Genomic DNA, 17,667 nt, shown 5'->3' with positions numbered 1-17,667 from the left:
GGAACAAGGACGGAGACGGCTCAACTGCGCCGGATGAGCGCCCGTGACAATCGCCGATCCTCCAGCGAATAGTAAAGCCAGATGCCATCCTCAGCCACCACGACCGAGGCAGCGAAGGCGATGTCGGTCGCGCCGCGATCATCGGCGGGCGGCGGCAGGATCAGCGGCTCGATCCCGCGCGCGACGACGCGGGTATAATGTTCGTCGAACGCCACCCAGCCGATCCGCCAGCGCGCATCGCGCGTCGCGCCGTTGTAGAACATGACCGGACACGCCTTGTCGTCGGTCAGCAGCGGGCCGGTCGACAGATGCCAGTCGTCCCAGCTGTTCTCGCGCGGCATGAAGGGGGTGGGCTGTTCCGTCCAGGGGCCCGCGACATCCGCGCCGATCGCCATGCCGATGCGCGAGGCCTGGTCGGCGGCATATTCGTAGAACAGCCGCCAGCGCCCATCGGCGGTGCGGTCGACCGTCGCTTCCTTGGTATTGCCCTCGGACTTGGAGGAGGCCAGCGCGACGCCGCTCTTTTCCAGCAGGTCGAGCGCGGGGCCGGTGGCATAGGACAGCTCGCCATGCGAATGGTCCGCCAGCACGCCCGAATAATAGACGAGATAGCCGTCCTCGCGGCGCACGACGGTCGGGTCCTCGACCCCGCCCGCGTCATGGTCGCCCGGCCCCGGCGCGATCGAGGGGGCGTCGAGCATGGTGAAATGCCGCCCGTCCTCGCTCCATCCCGACCAGATCACGCCGGTATCGGTCAGCGTCTCGCCCGGACGGACCACCGCGCGGACCATCATGCCCCATCGCCCGTCCGCCTCGCGCCAGACATAGGGGCTCATCAGGTCGCGGGCCATCAGCGCGGGCGGGCCCGACAGCGTCACATCCTCGATCCGCTTGACGTTGAAGTCGAGGTCGAGCGGGGCGTCGACCACCCGGTCCTTGCGGTGCGGATCGGCGACCGGGCCCTGCGCGTCGGGGGCCATCATGCGCCGAGCGCCTGCATCAGCGACAGGCCGCCATCGATGACGATCCGTGCCCCGGTGATGTAGCGTGCCTTGTCGGAGGCGAGGAAGACGGCGAGGTCGGCCACCTCCGAGGCATTCCCGGCGCGCCCCATCGGGATATTCTGCTCGAGTGTTCGGCGATAGACCGGATCGGCCTGCGCATGCGCGTTCATCGGGGTCAGGATCATGCCCGGCTCGATCGCGTTCACGCGGATGCCGTGCGGCGCTTCCTCGATCGCCAGCGTCTCGACCAGGTTGGACAGCCCGCCCTTGGCCGCGCAGTAATCGGCGCCCCCGGCGCGCACCGCATAGGCATGGATCGACGAGATATGCAGGATCGCGGCATCACCCTTCGCCGCGCCCCGCCCGGTCAGGAACCGGCGCGAGGTCAGGAAGGCGCCCGTCAGGTCGGTGTCGAGCAGCCGTCGCCACTGGGCCAGCGTCATATCGCGCACCGTCACGCCCGACATGTTCAGCCCGGCCGAATTGACCAGCACATCGGCCGGGGCCCAATGCCGTTCGACGGTCGCGAAGGCATGATCGACCGAGGCCTCGTCATCGACATGCGCCTGAACGGTGATCGCCTCGCCCCCGGCGGCGCGCACCGCCGCCGCGGTCTTTTCGGCGGCGGCGGCATCCGCATAATAGAGCACCGCCACCCGCGCCTGCCGTGCGCCGAACGCCTCCGCACATGCCGCGCCGATGCCCGATTCCGCGCCCGTCACGATCACTGTCTGACCCGCCACGTCCTGTCCTCCATCGATGATCGGGCGTAACGATTCTTGATCCAGATCGGTTCAGCGGCATCTTCGCGAAGCCGTGGAATGTCGGGGGCGACTGACATGCGCGCTACATATTCGCGCGGTATCGGCGCGCATCCGTCGATGGCGATGCCGGGGCGGCGGCGCGCAAGGGCGCGGCTCCTGTGGTGGCGGAATGGGTGGCGACGGTCGGACAGTGATGGGCGCGCGGGACACGGCGGGGCGGCGATGATGCTGCTCGCCGCGCTGGTGCTGGCCGCCGGGCAGGACGACCCGATGCTGCGTGTCGACCTGCCCGCCGGGACGGTCGCGGCCGGACTCGATCGGCTGGCACGGCAGGCGGGGCAGGCGCTGGTCGCGCGGCCCGCCGACCTGGCCGGTCGCCAGGCGCCCGCGCTGAAGGGGGTGCTGCGGCTGTCGCGCGCGCTCGACCGCTGGTGTCGCCCGGCCGGACTGTCCTGTCGCCGGATGCCGGGCGGGATCGTGGTGCGGGCCGGCCGGTCGCTGCCGCCCAAGGTCACGCCGCCGCGCCGCGCCGCCTCCCCGCCCCCGCCGCCGGTGGTCGGCGAGGAGGTGATCGTGTCCGGACGACGCGGCACCGACGTGCAGGGCGAACTGGATCGCAGCTATTCCGCGTCGCATCTGGACGCGGTGGAACTGGCGCGGCGGCCGCCGCAAAGCCTGGCCGAGATGCTGTCGGGCCTGCCCGGCCTGTGGGTCGACACCTCGGCGGGAACCGCGGCCAACACTGTCCGGGTGCGCGGCATCCCGCTCGACGGCTATCAGGCGATCGCGGTGCAGGAAGACGGCCTGCCGGTGCAGCACGACACGCTGCCCTGGACCGATATCGACCAGTTCGTCCGCCCCGACCTGATGGTCGAGACGGTCGATTATGTGCGCGGCGGCCCCTCCGCGATCTTTGCCAGCAATGCGCCGGGCGGGGTGCTCAACATGCGCACCCGCGCCCCCGCCGGGCGGCCCGGCGGCGAGATGCGCGCGACGCTGACCGATTACGGGCTGGTCCGCTGGGAAGGCTATGCGACCGGCCCCGTCGCCCCCGGCTGGCGCGCGATCATCGGCGGGTCGGTGGCGCGCGATCCGACGGTGCGGCGCATCGCCGCGACGCTGGGCGGCGGCCAGATCCGCGCGCGGGTCGATCACGACTGGCGGGGCGGGCGGCTGACGCTGGCATGGCGCGGGCTGGCCGACGACACGCTCAACATCTCGTCCTTTCCGATGCGCTATGTCGGCGGCCGGTTGGAGCCGATGCCCGGTTTCGATCCGCGCCGGGACAGTTTCTTTCGGCCCCGAGTTGGCGACCCTGCGCTTCGCCGCGCTGGGCGAGCGGCCGCTGGGGCGGAACAATCGCAACCGGCTGGTCATGCCCTCGCTGGCGCTGACGCAGGCGGCGGGCGGCGGCACGCTGACCCTTCGCGTGCATGGCCGGACCTCGCGGACCGAGCGCTATGCGCTTTCCTCGTCGGGCAGCGCGGTTCCGGCGGAAAGCGCCGTGGCCGACGCGCTGCCCCGCCTCGCCGCCGCCTTTCCGGGCACCGTCTCAGCCGCTCTGCGCCATGCGAGCGACGACAGCCCCTTTGCCGCCATTCCCGGCAACGACCGGGTCGTGACGCTGAACCCCGTCGCCGCCGACGTCCGCCTGTCCGAAGCGATCGCCGACCTGTCCTATTCGCGCGCGCTGGAGGCGGCGGGGCATCACGATCTGACGCTGGGGCTGTACGGCGTCGGCTATGACTGGCGCTTCCGGCGTGCGGTCGCGCGTGCGCTGGTCGAGGCGCGGGGACAGGGCCGGTTGCTCGATCTCGTCGCGCTGGATGCCGCCGGGCGGGTGCTGGGCCGCGCGACCGATGGCGGATTGTCGAGCCGGGGATCGACCTATGAGGCGGTCGACGGGCACCAGCGCATGGTCGCGCTCTATGCCGCCGACGAATGGCGGTTCGCGCCGGACTGGCGGCTCGACTGGGGCCTGCGGCACGAGCGCGCCGCGCTGTCCGCCTGGGTCGAGCGCGCGACGACGGTGAATGGCGGCGATCCGGCGACGCTGGCGGATGACCGGATCGCGGTCGGATCGGGGATATGGGACCGGCGCCGGGCCCGCATCGCGCGGACGGCGGCGACGCTGGCGCTGCACTGGCGGGCGTCCGATCGGCTGGGACTGTTCACCCGCGCGACCCATGCGATGCGGCTGCCCGATCCCGGCGCGTTCCGCATCGGCAGCGGCGACGCCGTCCGCGCCCTGTCGGTCGAACAGGCCGAGCTGGGGCTGATCTGGCGGCGTGGCGGTGCGGGGCTGGACGCGACGCTTTTCGCCAGCCGCTTTCCCGACATCGCGCTGCCCGACCTGTCGCTCGATCCCGCGACCGGCGCGGTGCAGGTGGGGCAGCATGACGCGACCGCACGTACGCTGGGGCTGGAGCTTAGCGGCCATGCCAGCCCCCGGCCGGGCCTGGCGCTGCGCGGCACGCTGACCTGGCAGGACCCCAGGCTGCGCCATTATCGCTTCGCCGACACCACCGGCGGCACGCCCGTCGTCACCGACCTGAGCGGCCGGATGCCGCGCCGGGTGCCTCGTCTGATGGCCAGCCTGTCGGCCAGCGCCACCCTGCCCGGCACCGGCTGGACGCTGGACGGCGATGTTTCGGCGATGGGGCGGCGCTTTGCCGACGATGCCAATACGCTGGCGCTGCCCGGCTTCGCGCTGGTCGATCTGGGCGCGAGCTGGGCGGCGACGCCCGTCCTGACGCTGCGGCTGCGCGCGACCAACATCCTCGACCGGATCGCGGTGATGCAGGGCGACGCGCTGGGCGGCGAGATTCGCGCCGGGGCCAGCGACGGTGTCATCACCGTCCGCGCGCAGCAGGGGCGCGTCGTGGCGTTCAGCGTCGACTGGCGGCTGTAAGGCCCCGGCGGTAGCGCGCCAGCTCGTCGGCCGCCGCCGCCAGGTCGCGGCGGAATGCGGGCTGGCCCTGTTCGCGCGCGAACACCGCGCTGGCCGCCAGATAACCGCCCTCGACCGCGCTCTGGCTGTGCGATCCGCAGATCCAGCGGCTGTCACCATAGTCGCGCCCGCGCGCCAGGATCGCCTGCGCCCGGTCCGGGATCAGCGCCGCCATCAGCAGCGCAAAGCCCCAGCCATGCGCGGTATGGCCTGAGGGATAGTCGCCATTGGCGATCAGCGAGGGGGTGCGCGGCTCGCAAATGGGCAGGTCGGTGCCGATGAAGGGGCGCGGCGACTGCCAGTGCCGCTTGGCCGCGCCGATCGCCGCCGAACGGTCGGCATCGAACCGCGCGATCAGCGCGCGGGTGACGGGCAGCTTGCTCCAGTCCGGCCGAAAGCCCAGCGCCCCGGCGAAGCGATCGCCCAGATCGCTCGACACGTCCGCCGTCGCCTGTTGCCAGCGCGCGGTGCCGGCGAGCGTCCGGCTGTCGCGAAAGACCCGCGCATCGGCCAGCGCGCGCGGACTGCCCGGTGCGGGCGGTCCTGGCAGGATCGCGGCCAGGTCCAGCCCCTCGCCCGTCGCCAGATAGCCCGCCACCTCCCGCGCGACCGCGCCGCCCGGCATCGCCAGCGCAAGCATCAGGATCGCTGCCATTCCCCAGCCCGTTCGCATCGTCCGCATCCGCTCGTCCCCTGCCCAAGTTGTCATTCGCCTATCCCAAGACGTTTTTCTCCGGCAACCGGGGACATGGCCCTCGGATTGTTCAGACGATTCTCAAATCCGTAGAAAAACCGTAACAAAAACGCCATAAATGTCTTAAAACTTTTACAAATTTCCTTGTCCCCGTTTTGCGCGAACCCCCGTCTTCCCCGCGACCGTCCGTTTGGCCGGACGCGTGATTTCATTCCTTGGGGGGTTATTCGAGATGTGGACGAAGAGAACGCTGCTGCTGGCGTCGAGCGCGCTGTTCGCGGTGCAGCCGGCGGTTGCGCAGGACGCGCCGAACCAGGACGGCGCGACGGACCAGCAGGGCGAGGTGGTCGTCACCGGCTATCGCACCAGCCTGGCCCAGGCGCGCAATTCCAAGCGCGAGGCGTCGATCATCAAGGATTCGATCGCGGCCAGCGACATCGCCGCCTTTCCCGACCTGAACCTGGCCGAGGCGCTCCAGCGCCTGCCCGGCGTCGCGATCAATCGTGAAGCGGGCGAAGGCCGCCGCATCTCCCTGCGCGGCCTGGGCCCCGACTTCACCCGCGTCCAGCTCGACGGGATGGAGGTGCTGGGCAATGTCGACTCGCCGCAGGACAGCCGCGGCCAGACGACGCGCGACCGCGCCTTCGACTTCAACCTGTTCGCCGCCGAACTGTTCAACCATGTCGATGTCGAAAAGTCGTACCAGGCCAAGCAGACCGAGGGCGGCCTGGCGGGCACGGTCGGGCTCTACACCGCGCGCCCGTTCGACTTCAAAGGCACCAAGATCGCCATGTCGGCGCAGGGCGGCACCAACTCGCTGACCCGCGACTTCCAGCCGCGCCTGACCGGCCTGATCTCCAAAAACTGGGGCGATTTCGGCATCCTCGTCTCGGCCGCCTATAGCCGCCGCAACACCCGCGAGGAGGGGTTCGACACCTATCGCTGGCGCCGCAACAAGGCGAATGGCAGCAACATCAGCGGCCTGACCGCCGCCGAACAGACCAAGATCAACTCGGGCGACCTGCTGTTCGCGCGCGGCAACCGCCTGTCGGTATGGGACAGCAAGCAGGAGCGGATCGGGCTGACCACCTCGGTCCAGTGGGCGCCGACCGACAAGGTGCATCTGACGCTCGACGGCCTCTACGGCCAGTTCAAGGGCGACCGTTTCGAGACGCACCTGGCCTCGCGCGGCGGCGGCAGCTCGACCTGGCTGGGCGGCGGTGAGACCTTTGCGGGCACCGTCTATCCCAATTCGCGCGTCAACGCGATCCAGTGGAACGACCGCAATGAGGTGACCTATCTCGACGTGTCGGGCGGCAAGGCGTCGACCGAGACCCGCGTCCAGAACACCAAGAACGTGTTCAAGCAGATGGTGCTCAGCGGCGACGCCGAGCTGGTCGACGGCCTGACCTTCACCTGGCTGGGCGGCGTCGAGCGTTCGCGCTACGACATGCCGGTCAACGACAAGTTCACGCTGGAGGGCTTTGGCGACGTCACCTCCGACTATCGCGGCGGCACCTATTCGCTGGTCAACACCTATAAATTCAACACCACCGACCCGAATTTCTGGCACGCCAAGCGCCTGTATGTGAACAACACCTACCAGGATTCCGCCTTCGACAACGTCAAGGGCCGCTTCGACTATAAGTTCACCCCCGACGACACGATCAGCGTCGGCGGCGAGTGGCGGCGCTTCTCGAACGGCGGCTATTATGCCGAGCAGGACAATATCCTGACGAGCAGCTTCGTGTCGGGCAAGGTCAACGCCAATCCCAGCGCCTATGCCCAGACCTATACCGGCTATTCGGGGCAGGACTGGACGATCGTCAACTTCCCCAAGATGCTCCAGACCCTGGGCATCAACCGCTCGCAATATCTGGCCAACAAGATCGGCGTATATGCGGTCGAGGAGCGCACCAGCGCGGCCTTTGTCCAATATGACTGGAACCATGTGCTGGGCGGCGTGCCCTTCCGCGGCAATATCGGGGCGCGCTACTATCGCACCACCGTCACCTCGGACGGGCTGGCCAGCGTCGGCCCGGTCACGGTGCGCGGCGAATATCAGGGCGTGCTGCCCGCCGCGAACCTGATCTTCGAGCTGAATCCGGGGCTGATGCTGCGCTTCGCCGCGTCGCAGAACATCAACCGTCCGGCGCTGGGCGCGCTGGCGGTCAACGGATCGGTCAGCAACAACAATGGCGACATCACCGTGTCGATCGGCAACCCGAACCTGCGCCCCTACAAGTCGAACGACTTCGACATCTCGGCCGAGCAGTATTTCGGCTCGGTCGGCTATGTCGCCGCCGCCCTGTTCTACAAGCATCTCGACGGCTATATCTCGACCCAGACGGTCAGCGACGTGCCCTATTCGCAGACCGGGCTGCCCGACAATCTCTATCCGGGCGTCACCGGCAAGACGATCATCGACAGCTTCTCGCGCCCCGTGAACCTGCTGGCGACGAACCTGTTCGGGGTCGAGCTGTCGGGCCAGACCGACTTCAAGTTCCTGCCCGCGCCGTTCGACCGGCTGGGGACCGCGGTGAACTTCACCTATGTCGACTCGCGGCTGGACTATTCCAAAATCTATGCGGGCAGCATCCCGACCACGCTGGAGGGGCTGAGCAAGTACAATGCCAACGCCACGCTCTATTACCAGGACAAGGCGTTCGACGCGCGCGTCTCGGCCAATTATCGCAGCGGCTATATCTTCAGCGCCTCGCCGGTGCTGACCGCGCTCGGCCCCGACCAGGACGTCACCGGGTTCGAGGGCACGGTCTATGTCGACATGTCGGCGCATTATAGCGTCACCAAGAACGTCCAGCTGACGCTGAACGGCATCAACCTGACCAACCAGCGCGAGAAGCAATATTCCAACAGCACGAAGCGGCTCTATGTCGTGACCCGTTCGGGCACGACGCTGCTGGGCGGTGTCCGGGTCACCTTCTGACCCTGACGGCACTTGATGTCCTGCCCGCGCAGGATATCGGATCATGGTGCGTCGGCCTCTCCCCGAGGCCGACGCATCCTGTTTTTCGCGAGGAAATGTCCCCGGATGCGGTGCGACCGGCTCTTCATGGACGGGACCGAATGAGCGGGCCGCTCGCCTGGGTGGCGGACGGGCGCGACCGGCTGCTGACCTATGTCCGCAGGCGGATCCGCGAGCCCGAACAGGCCGAGGACATCGTGCAGGAGGCGATCATGCGCGTCATCGAGCAGGAGCGCAGACAGGTGATCGAACAGCCGCTCGCCTATGCCTTTCGCGTGGCCGACTCGGTCATCCATAACCGCGCCCGGCGGATCGTCGCCGACCATGGCCCGGTCGACACCGAACTGGCCTGCGCGCTGCCGCTGGCGGACGAGGTGCTGGACTATCGCCAGCGTTTCGACCGGTTCCGCGCCGTGCTGGACACCCTGCCGCCGCAGCGCCGCGCGGTCTTTGTCGAACGCCATCTGGAGGGCAAGTCGCGCCAGCAGATCGCCCAGGAGATGAACATCAGCGTCGAGGCGGTGAAGAAGCATCTGGTCCGCGCCATGGTCGATCTGGCCGGATGCGTGGACGACGGCCCCATCCGCCCCCTTCCCCGGAGCCGGGCGCATGACTGACGGGCTGATCGAAGAGGCGGCGGACTGGGCCGACCGGCTGGACGCGCTGTCGCCGGACGATCGCGCCGAACTGGGCGCATGGCTGAACCGCTCGCCCGCGCATCGCGACGCCTTGGGGCGGATGGTACGGCTGCTGGGCGACCCGGCGCTGTTCCATGTCGTCGAGCAGGCGGAACGGGCGAGCCTGTCCATCCCGGCACCCCGCCCCCGTCCCCGCCGCTGGCAGGCGCTGGCGCGCCCCGCGAACCGGCGCTTCGCCATCGGCATCGCCGCCGCGCTCGCCGCCATGGCCGTTGCGCCGGTGCTGTGGCACGCCCTGCCCCCCGGCGGAACGGTGCGCGCAGACTATGCCAGCGCGGTCGGGCAGCAGCGCCGGGTCACGCTGCCCGACGGATCGGACATGACGCTCGACGCCGCCTCGCGCGTCGCGATCGCCTTTTCGGACGACGCGCGCGACCTGACGTTGCAAGGCGGCGCGGCACGGTTCGAGGTGCGCCATGACGCCGACCGCCCCTTCGCCGTCTCGACACCCGAAGGGCAGATGGTCGCGCTGGGCACCAATTTCAGCGTCGATCGCGGCGCGGGGCATAGCGAGCTGCGCGTCTATCGCGGCCGGGTGCGGCTGAGCGTGCCGGGGCAGGCGCCGGTGGTCGTCACCGCCGGTTACTGGGCCGAGGCCGGGCGCGACCGGATCGCGCTCCACCGCTTCGACACCGCCATCTATCAGGGGTGGCAGGATCGCTGGCTGACCGGCGACCGAATCCGGCTGGGCGATGCGGTGGCGCGGATCGGGCGCTACAGCCCCCGCCCCATCCGGCTGGCCGATCCGGCGCTGGCGGACGAGACGTTCAACGGGCGCTTCCGGCTGGACCGCCCGGTCGAGAGCCTGACGCTGATCGGCGCGCTGTTCGACCTGTCGGTGCGCGAGGGGCCGGACGGGATCACGCTCACGCGCAGGTAGCTATTGCGAGTCCCTATCAAAAGTATATGAGGCGCTCGCAAAGGGGACATCCTATGCGAACGATCACCGGCGGGTTGCTGGTCCTGGGCCTGACCGCCGCTTCCGCGCAGGCGGCCACGCTCGACGACGACGGCACCACCGGGCAGGAGATCGTCGTCACCGGCCGCGCCTCGCCCGCGCCCAGGGCGGCGGACGATCGGTACAAGCCGACCCCCGACGCCTCGACCCTGCGCTCCTCGGCCGGACCGCTGGAGACGCCGCAGGCGGTCAATATCGTGCCCGCGCAGGTGATCCGCGACCAGCGCCCGCGCTTCCTGGACGATGCGCTCGCCAATATCAGCGGCATCACCCAGGGCAATACGCTGGCCGCGACGCAGGACACGGTGCTCAAGCGCGGCTTCGGCGGCAATCGCGACGGGTCGGTGATGCGCAACGGCATGCCGCTGGTACAGGGCCGCGCCTTCAACGCCGCCACCCAGAGCGTCGAGGTGCTGAAGGGCCCCGCCTCGCTGCTCTATGGCATCATGGACCCCGGCGGGGTCATCAACACCGTCGCGAAGAAGCCGCTGCTCGACCCGCATCTGGCGGTCGCGCTGACCGGATCGGCCTATGCCGCATCGCGCACCGGGCTGGAGGCGATGGCCGACCTGACCGGGCCGATCGCGGGTCCTCTGGCCGGGCGGCTGGTGCTCGATCATCAGGACGAGGATTATTGGCGCAATTTCGGCGAGCGCCGCGACACGCTGATCGCGCCCTCGCTCGGCTGGTATGGCGGCGATACGCAGGTGGTGCTGTGGTATGAATATCGCCGGTTCGACACGCCCTTCGACCGGGGGACGGTGCTCGATCCCCGCACGATGACCCCGCTGGCGGTGCCGCGTCGCGAGCGGCTGGACGATCGCAACAACCGGATGGTCGGCGACAGCCACCTGGTCCAGCTGGCGCTCGACCACCGGCTGGGCGGCACATGGGCGGCGCATCTGGCGGCGAGCTTCAACAGCGAGCGTTACGATGCCGGACAGTTGCGGGTCACCGGCGTCAACACGACGCGCGGCACGCTGACCCGCCGCAACGACGCGACCGTCGGGTCGCTCAGCACCGATGCCTATGTTCAGGCCTATCTCGACGGCCAGGTCGAGGCGCTGGGGATGCGGCACCAGATCATCCTGGGCGTGGAGGGCGAATATCGCCGCTATTATCGCCGCGACCTGATCCGCCAGGCGACGTCCACGACCTTCAGCTATCTGCGCCCCGTCTATGGGCGCGAGCCCTTTCCGACCACCGTGTCGCCGTCCGACAGCGACCAGACCGACCGGCTGTATAACTATTCGCTGTTCGGCCAGGACGCGATCCATCTGGGCGAGCGCTGGATCGTGACGGCGGGCGGACGGCTGGTCGGGTTCGACCAGCGGGCGGGGCGCGGACGGCCCTTCACCGCCAACACCGATCTGGACCGCTGGGAGTTCGTGCCCCAGGCCGGGCTGGTCTGGCGCGCGACCGACATCCTGTCGCTCTATGGCGGCTATACCCGCTCGCTGAAGCCGACCTCGACCATCGCGCCGCTGGCCAGCGGCGTCACCCTCACCTCTGGCCTTCGCGCCGGAGCGGGGACGCTCGTTCGAGGTCGGGGCCAAGCTGGACATGCCCGACCGCGTCACCGCGACGCTGGCGCTGTACGATATCGACAAGCGCAACGTGCTGGTGTCGCAGTTCAATCCGGCGACCGCGCTGACCGATTACCGCACCGCCGGCCGTGCGATCTCGCGCGGGGTGGAGCTGGACGTGGCGGGCCAGGTGACGCGCACGCTCAGCCTGATCGGCAGCTATGCCTATACCCATGCGCGGACCGTCGAGGACCCGGCATTTTCGGGCAACCAGCTCGCCAATGTCGCGCCGCATACCGCGTCGCTGTCGGCGGCCTATGATGTCGGGGCGATCGCGGGCGAGGATCGGCTGAGGCTGGGCGCGGGCGGACGCTATGTCGCGCGGCGGCCTGGGGACGATGCCAACAGCTTCTGGCTGGCATCCTATGTCGTGGCCGACGCCTTCATGACCTATGACACGCAACTGGCGGGGCGGCGGGTGACGTTCCAGTTCAACCTGAAGAACATCTTCGACCGGACCTATTACACCTCGGCGGTCAACCAATATGGCGTCGCGATCGGCGACCCGCGTCGCGCGATCGGCACGGTCAGCTTCGCCTTTTGAGAAGGGGCGGCGCGCAGGCCCGCCGCCCCTGTCCCTTAACTCAGGCCTTCAGGCCCTTCACCATGTTCAGATGCGCGGCGACGGTCGGGATCAGCCCGTTGGCGAAGGTCTTCAACTGGGGCACGTCGCCGGTCGCGGCATAGGCCTTCAGCGCATCGAGCGTCTGCTGGTGCCCGGCCGCCTGCGCGGCGATATAGGCTTGGTCGAACGCCGCGCCGTTGAGCGACTTCAGCTGGTCGATCGTCTGCTGCTGCTCGGCGTTGAGCGCCGGATCGGGGGTGAGCGCGGGGCTCAGCGTGGCGGTGGTCGCCTTCAGCTTGGCGGTCGAGGCGGTGTGCGCCTCGATCATCTTGCGGGCATAGGACTTGACCGAGGCGGACGCGCCATTGGTCAGCGCCAGCTTCGAGCTTTCGATCTCGAACGCGTCGCTGGCGGCGGCGGTGTTGACGAAGCTCTGCGACGCGCTGACGGCGGCGGGGGTCGGCGTCGCGGCGTCGAGCTGGTTGGCGGCGGCGACGCTGTTCGTCGTGTCGGCGGGCGTCGCATCCTGTTTCTTGCCGCACCCCGCCAGCGCGAGAAGGGCGGTCGTGGCGATGAGCGTCGTACGAATGGTCATGGCAAACCCCTGAAAAAGCGTCGGGAGATGGGGTGTAAGCGTCTGTCGGGCGATGACGTTCCCAACCGGGAAGCGACCCGTGACGGACCCGGACGCCACTTTTCGTCGTTGAGGCGGGCATCGCCGTCATCCGTATCAGCGAAGGAACTCGGTCATGAGCATTTTCGGCAATATCCTGAACAAGATATTCCACCATGGCAGCAAGACGGCTGCCCCCGCTCCCACCCCGGCGCCCGCCACGATCCAGGCGGAACCGACCCAGCCCGCCCCGGCCGCCGCACCTACCCCTGCCCCCGAACCTGCATCGCCCCAGGCGGTCGATGTCGGTGCGGTCCTGTCCGAAATGGCGTCGATGAAGGGCGGCGGGGGTAACTACCAAAGCTCGATCGTCGATCTGCTCAAGCTGCTCGACCTGGATTCCAGCCTGTCGGCGCGCAAGGAACTGGCCGACGAACTGGGCGTCCACGCCGCCGAGGACGGGTCGGCCGAACAGAATATCGCGCTGCACAAGGCGGTGATGGCCAAGCTCGCCGAAAATGGCGGCGTCGTGCCCGACAGCCTGCGCAACTGATCGCGTAAAGTCGGCGGCGCATCACCGCCGCCGACCCCGTCCCCCTCAGTCGCGGAACAGCAGCGGCGCCATGGCATGCAGGCTGCGCCGCCATGTCTGGAATTCGTGTCCCGTGTCCGGCGAGACGAAGAAGACGCTGTTGAACCCGGCCTTCTTCAACGCTTCGGCATTGGCGCGCGGATCGCTGCGCGGGCCGCCCGGCGGGCCGGTGCGACCGCCCTCCAGCTCGCGACTGCCGAAGCTGACAAAGGTCAGCCGCACCTTGTCGCGATAGCCGGGTGCCGCCTTCACATCCTCCATCGACATGGTCCCGCCGCTCAGCAACCCGATCGCGCCGAAGGTGTCGAGATGTTTGGGGGCGATCAGCTTGGTCTCGAACCCGCCCATGGACAGCCCCGCCATCGCGCGGTGACGCTGGTCGGACAGGGTGCGGAAATGCCCGTCGACATAAGGGATCAGCTCGTTCAGCAGCACCGTCTGGAACGGTCGGATATCGAACGCGGCCAGCCCACCCGGACCGCCGGGGCGCAGATCGTTGGTCATGCCATAGGTCATGACGATGAGGAACGGCCGCGTCTTTCCGGCGGCGATCAGATTGTCCATGATGAGGTTGGCATGGCCCTGGTTGGACCAGGCGGTCTCGTCCTCCCCCCAGCCATGCTGGAGATAGAGGACCGGATAGCGTTCGGCCGCGCTCCGGTCATAGCCGGGCGGGGTGTAGACGAAGGCGCGCCGCTGCGTGCCCGTGCTGGGCGAGGCGAACAGGATCTGCTCGACCCGGCCATGGGGCACGTCCTTCAGCGCATAGAAGTCCGCGTCATGCGCCGGAATCTCGATCCCGCTTTCCCAGCGCGTCGAGCCGTAGAAGTTGAGTGTCCCCGGATCGTTGAACGTGCCGCCGTCGACGGTCAGGTGGTAATAATGAAATCCCTCGTCCAGCGGCCCTTCGGACGTGCCCATCCATGACCCATCGGGCGCTCTGGTCAGCACGGTCCCGCCGCGCCCACCCAGCCCCAGGCTGACCTTCACCGCCCTGGCATCGGGGGCGAGGATGCGGAAACGGGCATAACCTTGCGAATTGACCTGCGGATAGAGCTGGCCCGGCTGGTTGAGCGAGGAGGGTCTGAAATCCTCCTTCACCGGCGCGGGCGTCGGCGCGGACGGGGTCTGGGCCGCGCCGGCCGCCGCCACGCCCGCCATACCCATCGCCAGCGCCGCGAGTGCGTTCCTCATAGCTCATCCTCCCTCGTCTCCCGGTCCCGAAAGCCGGTTCGTTTCCGCGAGGGTGATCGCAAGGACAGGACAACACAAGCGCCGATCGGCACAGGTCCGGAAACGGATCAGATGCCGTCCCGGCCGCTCGACTGGGCGGTGAAGCACGGTTCGGCCTTACGGCGTTTCGAACATGATCGGGGAGCGCGCAATATGGCGGAGACGGAGGGATTCGAACCCTCGGTACGGTTTCCCGTACGACGCTTTAGCAAAGCGTTGGTTTCAGCCACTCACCCACGTCTCCGGTTGCGGCGAGGTGCGGCTATAGCGGGGCCGGGGGAGGCAATCAACCGGGGTTGGACGGGATTTTGTGGAGAAAATCGACTAGGGGCCTTCAGGTCGTTCATTGCACTGCAAGGCGGCGGCTGGTTAACGTGCCGCATCGGCTTGCCGGGGGAGTTGAAGGTCATGCGTTTCGTCCATCTGGGTCTGTCGGTCCTGTGCGGCCTGTCCGCCGTCGCCGCGACCGCCATGCCCGCCGTCGCCCAGGTCCGGACCATCGATCCGAACCAGGGAATCGACAGCGACCTGGCGACCCAGCCCTCGCGTCCGGCGCAGCGGGATCCCGTGCCGGTCGAGCCGCCGGTCCAGTCGCTGCCCCCCGCCCAGACCACCACTCCGCCCCCGGTCACCACCCCCATTCCCGATTCGCGCGCGACGCAGACGACCCAGGCCTCCGAAACCTTCGAGCGCGACGATCTGATGGCCGCGGGCGAGGATGTGTTCGGCAAGGGCGCCGAGGGCCTGGCGGGGATGATCGAGCGCATCCTGCGCGAGCAGGGCCGCCCCAATGCCTATATCGCGGGGCGCGAGGCGTCGGGCGCATTCGTCGTCGGGCTTCGCTATGGCTCGGGCGTGATGACGCACAAGGTCGAGGGGCAGATGCCGGTCTATTGGACCGGCCCCTCGCTGGGCTTCGACATTGGCGGCGACGCGAACAAGGTGTTCGTGCTGGTCTACAACCTCTACGACACCGAGGAGCTGTTCCACCGCTTCCCGGCGGCCGAGGGGCGGCTCTATTTCGTCGGCGGGTTCGCCGCGACCTATTTGCGGCGCGGCAATGTCGTGCTGATCCCGGTGCGGCTGGGCGTCGGTTGGCGCGCGGGCGTCAATGTCGGCTATATGAATTTCACGCACAAGGCGCGCTGGTTGCCGTTCTGATCGGGGCTGGGGGATTCCCTTGGCCTTCGACTTCGCTCAGGCTGAACGGACGGAGCGGGTGATTCCCAAACAGCCGTTCAGGCTGAGCGAAGTCGAAGCCCATGCCCGCCCCTATCCGCGCATCAGCAAGCGATAGGGCTCGCTGACCGCGATCACCGGCACGTCCCAGGGATGCGCGGCGAGCAGCCGTTCCGCCAGGCCCGACACATCCGCCTCCGCATCATAGATCGCGGTCAGGATAACGGTGGGCGACCAGCTCGCCTCGCCCACCGTCCCCAGCGTCGGCACCGCGCCCTCGGCCGGGCGGAAGCCTTCATAGCCGAGCGCGAGTTCCACCACCTCGCGATACCGCCCGAAATCGCCCAGCGGCGGCGTCCGCAGGATCGCGAGCAGCGCGGCGGCGGTCGCGTCGCGCTCGACCGCCATCGGATCGCCGGCGATCATCGCCGCCAGCGTGCGGTGCGCGACCGGGCAATAGACCCGGATGTCACGCACCCGGCGCTCTGCGATCATCCGAAATCGACCGCCTCGAAACGGATCGGCTGGCCGGTCGGGGTCTCGGCCAGCTGGTCTTCCCACATCGCCACCTGGCCGCGCACGATCGTGCCGATCGGCTTGCCGGTCAGCTCCATGCCGGTGAAGGGCGACCAGCCGCACTTGGACTGAAGCCACTTTTCCTCGATCGTCCAACGCTTCTTGAGGTCGACGATTGTGAAGTCGGCGTCATAGCCCGCCGCGATCCGCCCCTTGCCGACGATGCCGAAGATGCGCTGCGCACCGGCGCTGGTCAGCTCGATCACGCGCTGGAGCGACAGGCGGCCGTTCGCGGCATGGTCGAGCAGCAGCGGCAGCAGCGTCTGCACGCCGGGCATCCCGCTGGGGCTGCCCGGATAGGGCTTGGCCTTTTCCTCCAGCGTGTGCGGCGCATGGTCCGAGCCGATGACGTCGGGCACGCCCTGGTTCAGCCAGTGCCACAGCCCGTCGCGATGTGCGCCCGAACGGATGGGCGGGTTCATCTGCGCCAGCGTGCCGAGCCGCGGATAGGCCTCCTCGCCCGCCAGCGTCAGATGCTGCGGCGTGACCTCGCAGGTCGCGATGTCCTTGTGCTTGGCGATATATTCCAGCTCGGCGGGCGTGGTGACGTGCAGGATGTGAATGCGGCGATTGGCCGCGCGCGCCAGCCGCAGGATGCGATGGGTGGCGAGCAGCGCGCTTTCGTCGTCGCGCCAGACCGGGTGCGACGACGGATCGCCCTCGATCCGCTCGCCCGCACGCGCGTTCATCCGGTCCTCGTCCTCGGCATGGATGGCGACGCGGCGATGGCCCGAGGCGAGCACCTCGGCCAGCCGCGCGTCCTCGGACACCAGCAGGTCGCCGGTCGACGCGCCCATGAAGATCTTGACGCCCGCCGTGCCCGGCATCCGCTCCAGCTCGGCCAGGTCGCGCGCATTGTGGTTGGTCGCGCCGACATAGAAGGCGTGGTCGCAATACATCGTCTTCGCGCGGGTCAGCTTGTCGGTGATCGCATCGGCCGAATCGGTGTTCGGCTTGGTGTTGGGCATTTCGAAGACGGCGGTCACGCCGCCCATCACCGCCGCGCGGCTTCCGCTCGCCAGGTCTTCCTTGTGCATCAGGCCGGGCTCGCGGAAATGGACCTGGCTGTCGATCACGCCGGGCAGGATGTCGAGCCCGGTGCAATCGATCACCCGCCCCGCATCGCCCTTCGCCCCGATGGCGACGATCCGGCCGTTCGTCACGCCGACATCGGCACGAACGGGGCCGCCGGGGGTATGAACGGTGCCGCCGGAGAGAAGCAGATCGAAGGTCATGACAAACGGGCCTTTCGCGATTGGTCGCGCCCTC

The 17,667-nt window shown here is 68.7% G+C and carries 14 protein-coding genes, 1 tRNA gene and 2 pseudogenes; 9 read left to right on the top strand and 8 right to left on the bottom strand.

Annotated features, from left to right (window positions below):
- Window positions 1–20: 20 nt before the first annotated feature.
- Together QE363_RS04085 and QE363_RS04080 are read right to left on the bottom strand one after the other, a co-directional pair.
- The gene (locus QE363_RS04085) at window positions 21–983 is read right to left on the bottom strand and encodes a glycosidase (RefSeq protein WP_405053164.1); all 963 of its coding nucleotides are present in this window, start codon (window positions 981–983) and stop codon (window positions 21–23) included.
- Window positions 980–1,747, bottom strand: a complete 768-nt coding sequence (locus QE363_RS04080; RefSeq protein ID WP_309692172.1) for an SDR family oxidoreductase — start codon at window positions 1,745–1,747, stop codon at window positions 980–982. Before QE363_RS04080 ends, QE363_RS04085 begins: the two co-directional genes overlap by 4 nt.
- Window positions 1,748–1,825: 78 nt before the next feature.
- On the opposite strand from QE363_RS04080, the pseudogene QE363_RS19685 reads away from it, so the two are divergent.
- Window positions 1,826–2,695: pseudogene (locus QE363_RS19685) on the top strand (TonB-dependent receptor); the annotation flags it as partial.
- 691 nt (window positions 2,696–3,386) lie between these two features.
- Window positions 3,387–4,679 (top strand): TonB-dependent receptor domain-containing protein, encoded by a 1,293-nt coding sequence (locus QE363_RS04070; RefSeq protein ID WP_405053163.1) that lies wholly within the window; start codon window positions 3,387–3,389, stop codon window positions 4,677–4,679.
- On the opposite strand, the gene QE363_RS04065 is transcribed toward QE363_RS04070, so the two are convergent.
- Complete coding sequence (locus QE363_RS04065) at window positions 4,657–5,373, bottom strand: phosphatase PAP2 family protein (protein WP_309692165.1); 717 nt, start codon at window positions 5,371–5,373, stop codon at window positions 4,657–4,659. The genes QE363_RS04070 and QE363_RS04065 overlap by 23 nt on opposite strands.
- Window positions 5,374–5,644: 271 nt before the next feature.
- Here QE363_RS04065 and QE363_RS04060 point away from each other — a divergent pair, with 271 nt between their 5' ends.
- The 5 genes and pseudogenes from QE363_RS04060 to QE363_RS04040 all read left to right on the top strand — a co-directional run bounded on the left by QE363_RS04060 (window position 5,645) and on the right by QE363_RS04040 (window position 12,184).
- On the top strand, window positions 5,645–8,359 hold the full coding sequence (locus QE363_RS04060; RefSeq protein ID WP_309692162.1) for a TonB-dependent receptor: 2,715 nt from the start codon (window positions 5,645–5,647) through the stop codon (window positions 8,357–8,359).
- A 140-nt stretch (window positions 8,360–8,499) separates the two neighbouring features.
- Complete coding sequence (locus QE363_RS04055) at window positions 8,500–9,015, top strand: sigma-70 family RNA polymerase sigma factor (RefSeq protein ID WP_309692159.1); 516 nt, start codon at window positions 8,500–8,502, stop codon at window positions 9,013–9,015.
- Window positions 9,008–9,976, top strand: a complete 969-nt coding sequence (locus tag QE363_RS04050) for a FecR domain-containing protein (RefSeq protein ID WP_309692153.1) — start codon at window positions 9,008–9,010, stop codon at window positions 9,974–9,976. Before QE363_RS04055 ends, QE363_RS04050 begins: the two co-directional genes overlap by 8 nt.
- Before the next feature lie 26 nt (window positions 9,977–10,002).
- Window positions 10,003–11,490: pseudogene (locus QE363_RS04045) on the top strand (TonB-dependent siderophore receptor); the annotation flags it as partial.
- A gap of 127 nt (window positions 11,491–11,617) precedes the next feature.
- Window positions 11,618–12,184 (top strand): TonB-dependent receptor domain-containing protein, encoded by a 567-nt coding sequence (locus QE363_RS04040; RefSeq protein WP_309692150.1) that lies wholly within the window; start codon window positions 11,618–11,620, stop codon window positions 12,182–12,184.
- 40 nt (window positions 12,185–12,224) lie between these two features.
- Here the strand turns inward: QE363_RS04040 and QE363_RS04035 are convergent, their stop codons facing one another.
- Window positions 12,225–12,800 carry a DUF4142 domain-containing protein gene (locus QE363_RS04035; protein ID WP_309692147.1) on the bottom strand — a complete coding sequence of 192 codons (576 nt, stop codon included), beginning with the start codon at window positions 12,798–12,800 and terminating at the stop codon, window positions 12,225–12,227.
- A 154-nt stretch (window positions 12,801–12,954) separates the two neighbouring features.
- Here QE363_RS04035 and QE363_RS04030 point away from each other — a divergent pair, with 154 nt between their 5' ends.
- Window positions 12,955–13,371 carry a DUF3597 domain-containing protein gene (locus tag QE363_RS04030; RefSeq protein WP_309692146.1) on the top strand — a complete coding sequence of 139 codons (417 nt, stop codon included), beginning with the start codon at window positions 12,955–12,957 and terminating at the stop codon, window positions 13,369–13,371.
- Between the two features lie 45 nt (window positions 13,372–13,416).
- On the opposite strand, the gene QE363_RS04025 is transcribed toward QE363_RS04030, so the two are convergent.
- The gene (locus tag QE363_RS04025) at window positions 13,417–14,604 is read right to left on the bottom strand and encodes an alpha/beta hydrolase-fold protein (RefSeq protein ID WP_309692144.1); all 1,188 of its coding nucleotides are present in this window, start codon (window positions 14,602–14,604) and stop codon (window positions 13,417–13,419) included.
- Window positions 14,605–14,797: 193 nt separating this feature from the next.
- Window positions 14,798–14,887 (bottom strand) — tRNA-Ser (locus tag QE363_RS04020).
- A 164-nt stretch (window positions 14,888–15,051) separates the two neighbouring features.
- Between QE363_RS04020 and QE363_RS04015 the strand changes: the two genes are divergently transcribed.
- The gene (locus QE363_RS04015; protein ID WP_309692141.1) at window positions 15,052–15,804 is read left to right on the top strand and encodes a DUF1134 domain-containing protein; all 753 of its coding nucleotides are present in this window, start codon (window positions 15,052–15,054) and stop codon (window positions 15,802–15,804) included.
- Between the two features lie 111 nt (window positions 15,805–15,915).
- Here QE363_RS04015 and QE363_RS04010 read toward each other — a convergent pair whose 3' ends face one another.
- Window positions 15,916–16,317: a hypothetical protein gene (locus QE363_RS04010; protein WP_309692138.1), complete on the bottom strand. Its 402-nt coding sequence runs from the start codon at window positions 16,315–16,317 to the stop codon at window positions 15,916–15,918.
- Complete coding sequence (locus QE363_RS04005; RefSeq protein WP_309692137.1) at window positions 16,314–17,633, bottom strand: dihydroorotase; 1,320 nt, start codon at window positions 17,631–17,633, stop codon at window positions 16,314–16,316. Before QE363_RS04005 ends, QE363_RS04010 begins: the two co-directional genes overlap by 4 nt.
- Window positions 17,634–17,667: the final 34 nt, after the last annotated feature.

The sequence above is a fragment of the Sphingomonas sp. SORGH_AS_0870 genome, assembly GCF_031453175.1.
Taxonomy (GTDB): Bacteria; Pseudomonadota; Alphaproteobacteria; order Sphingomonadales; family Sphingomonadaceae; genus Sphingomonas.
The sequence above is the reverse complement of the archived record's forward strand: the minus strand, read 5'-3'. Positions and strand labels throughout refer to the sequence as shown.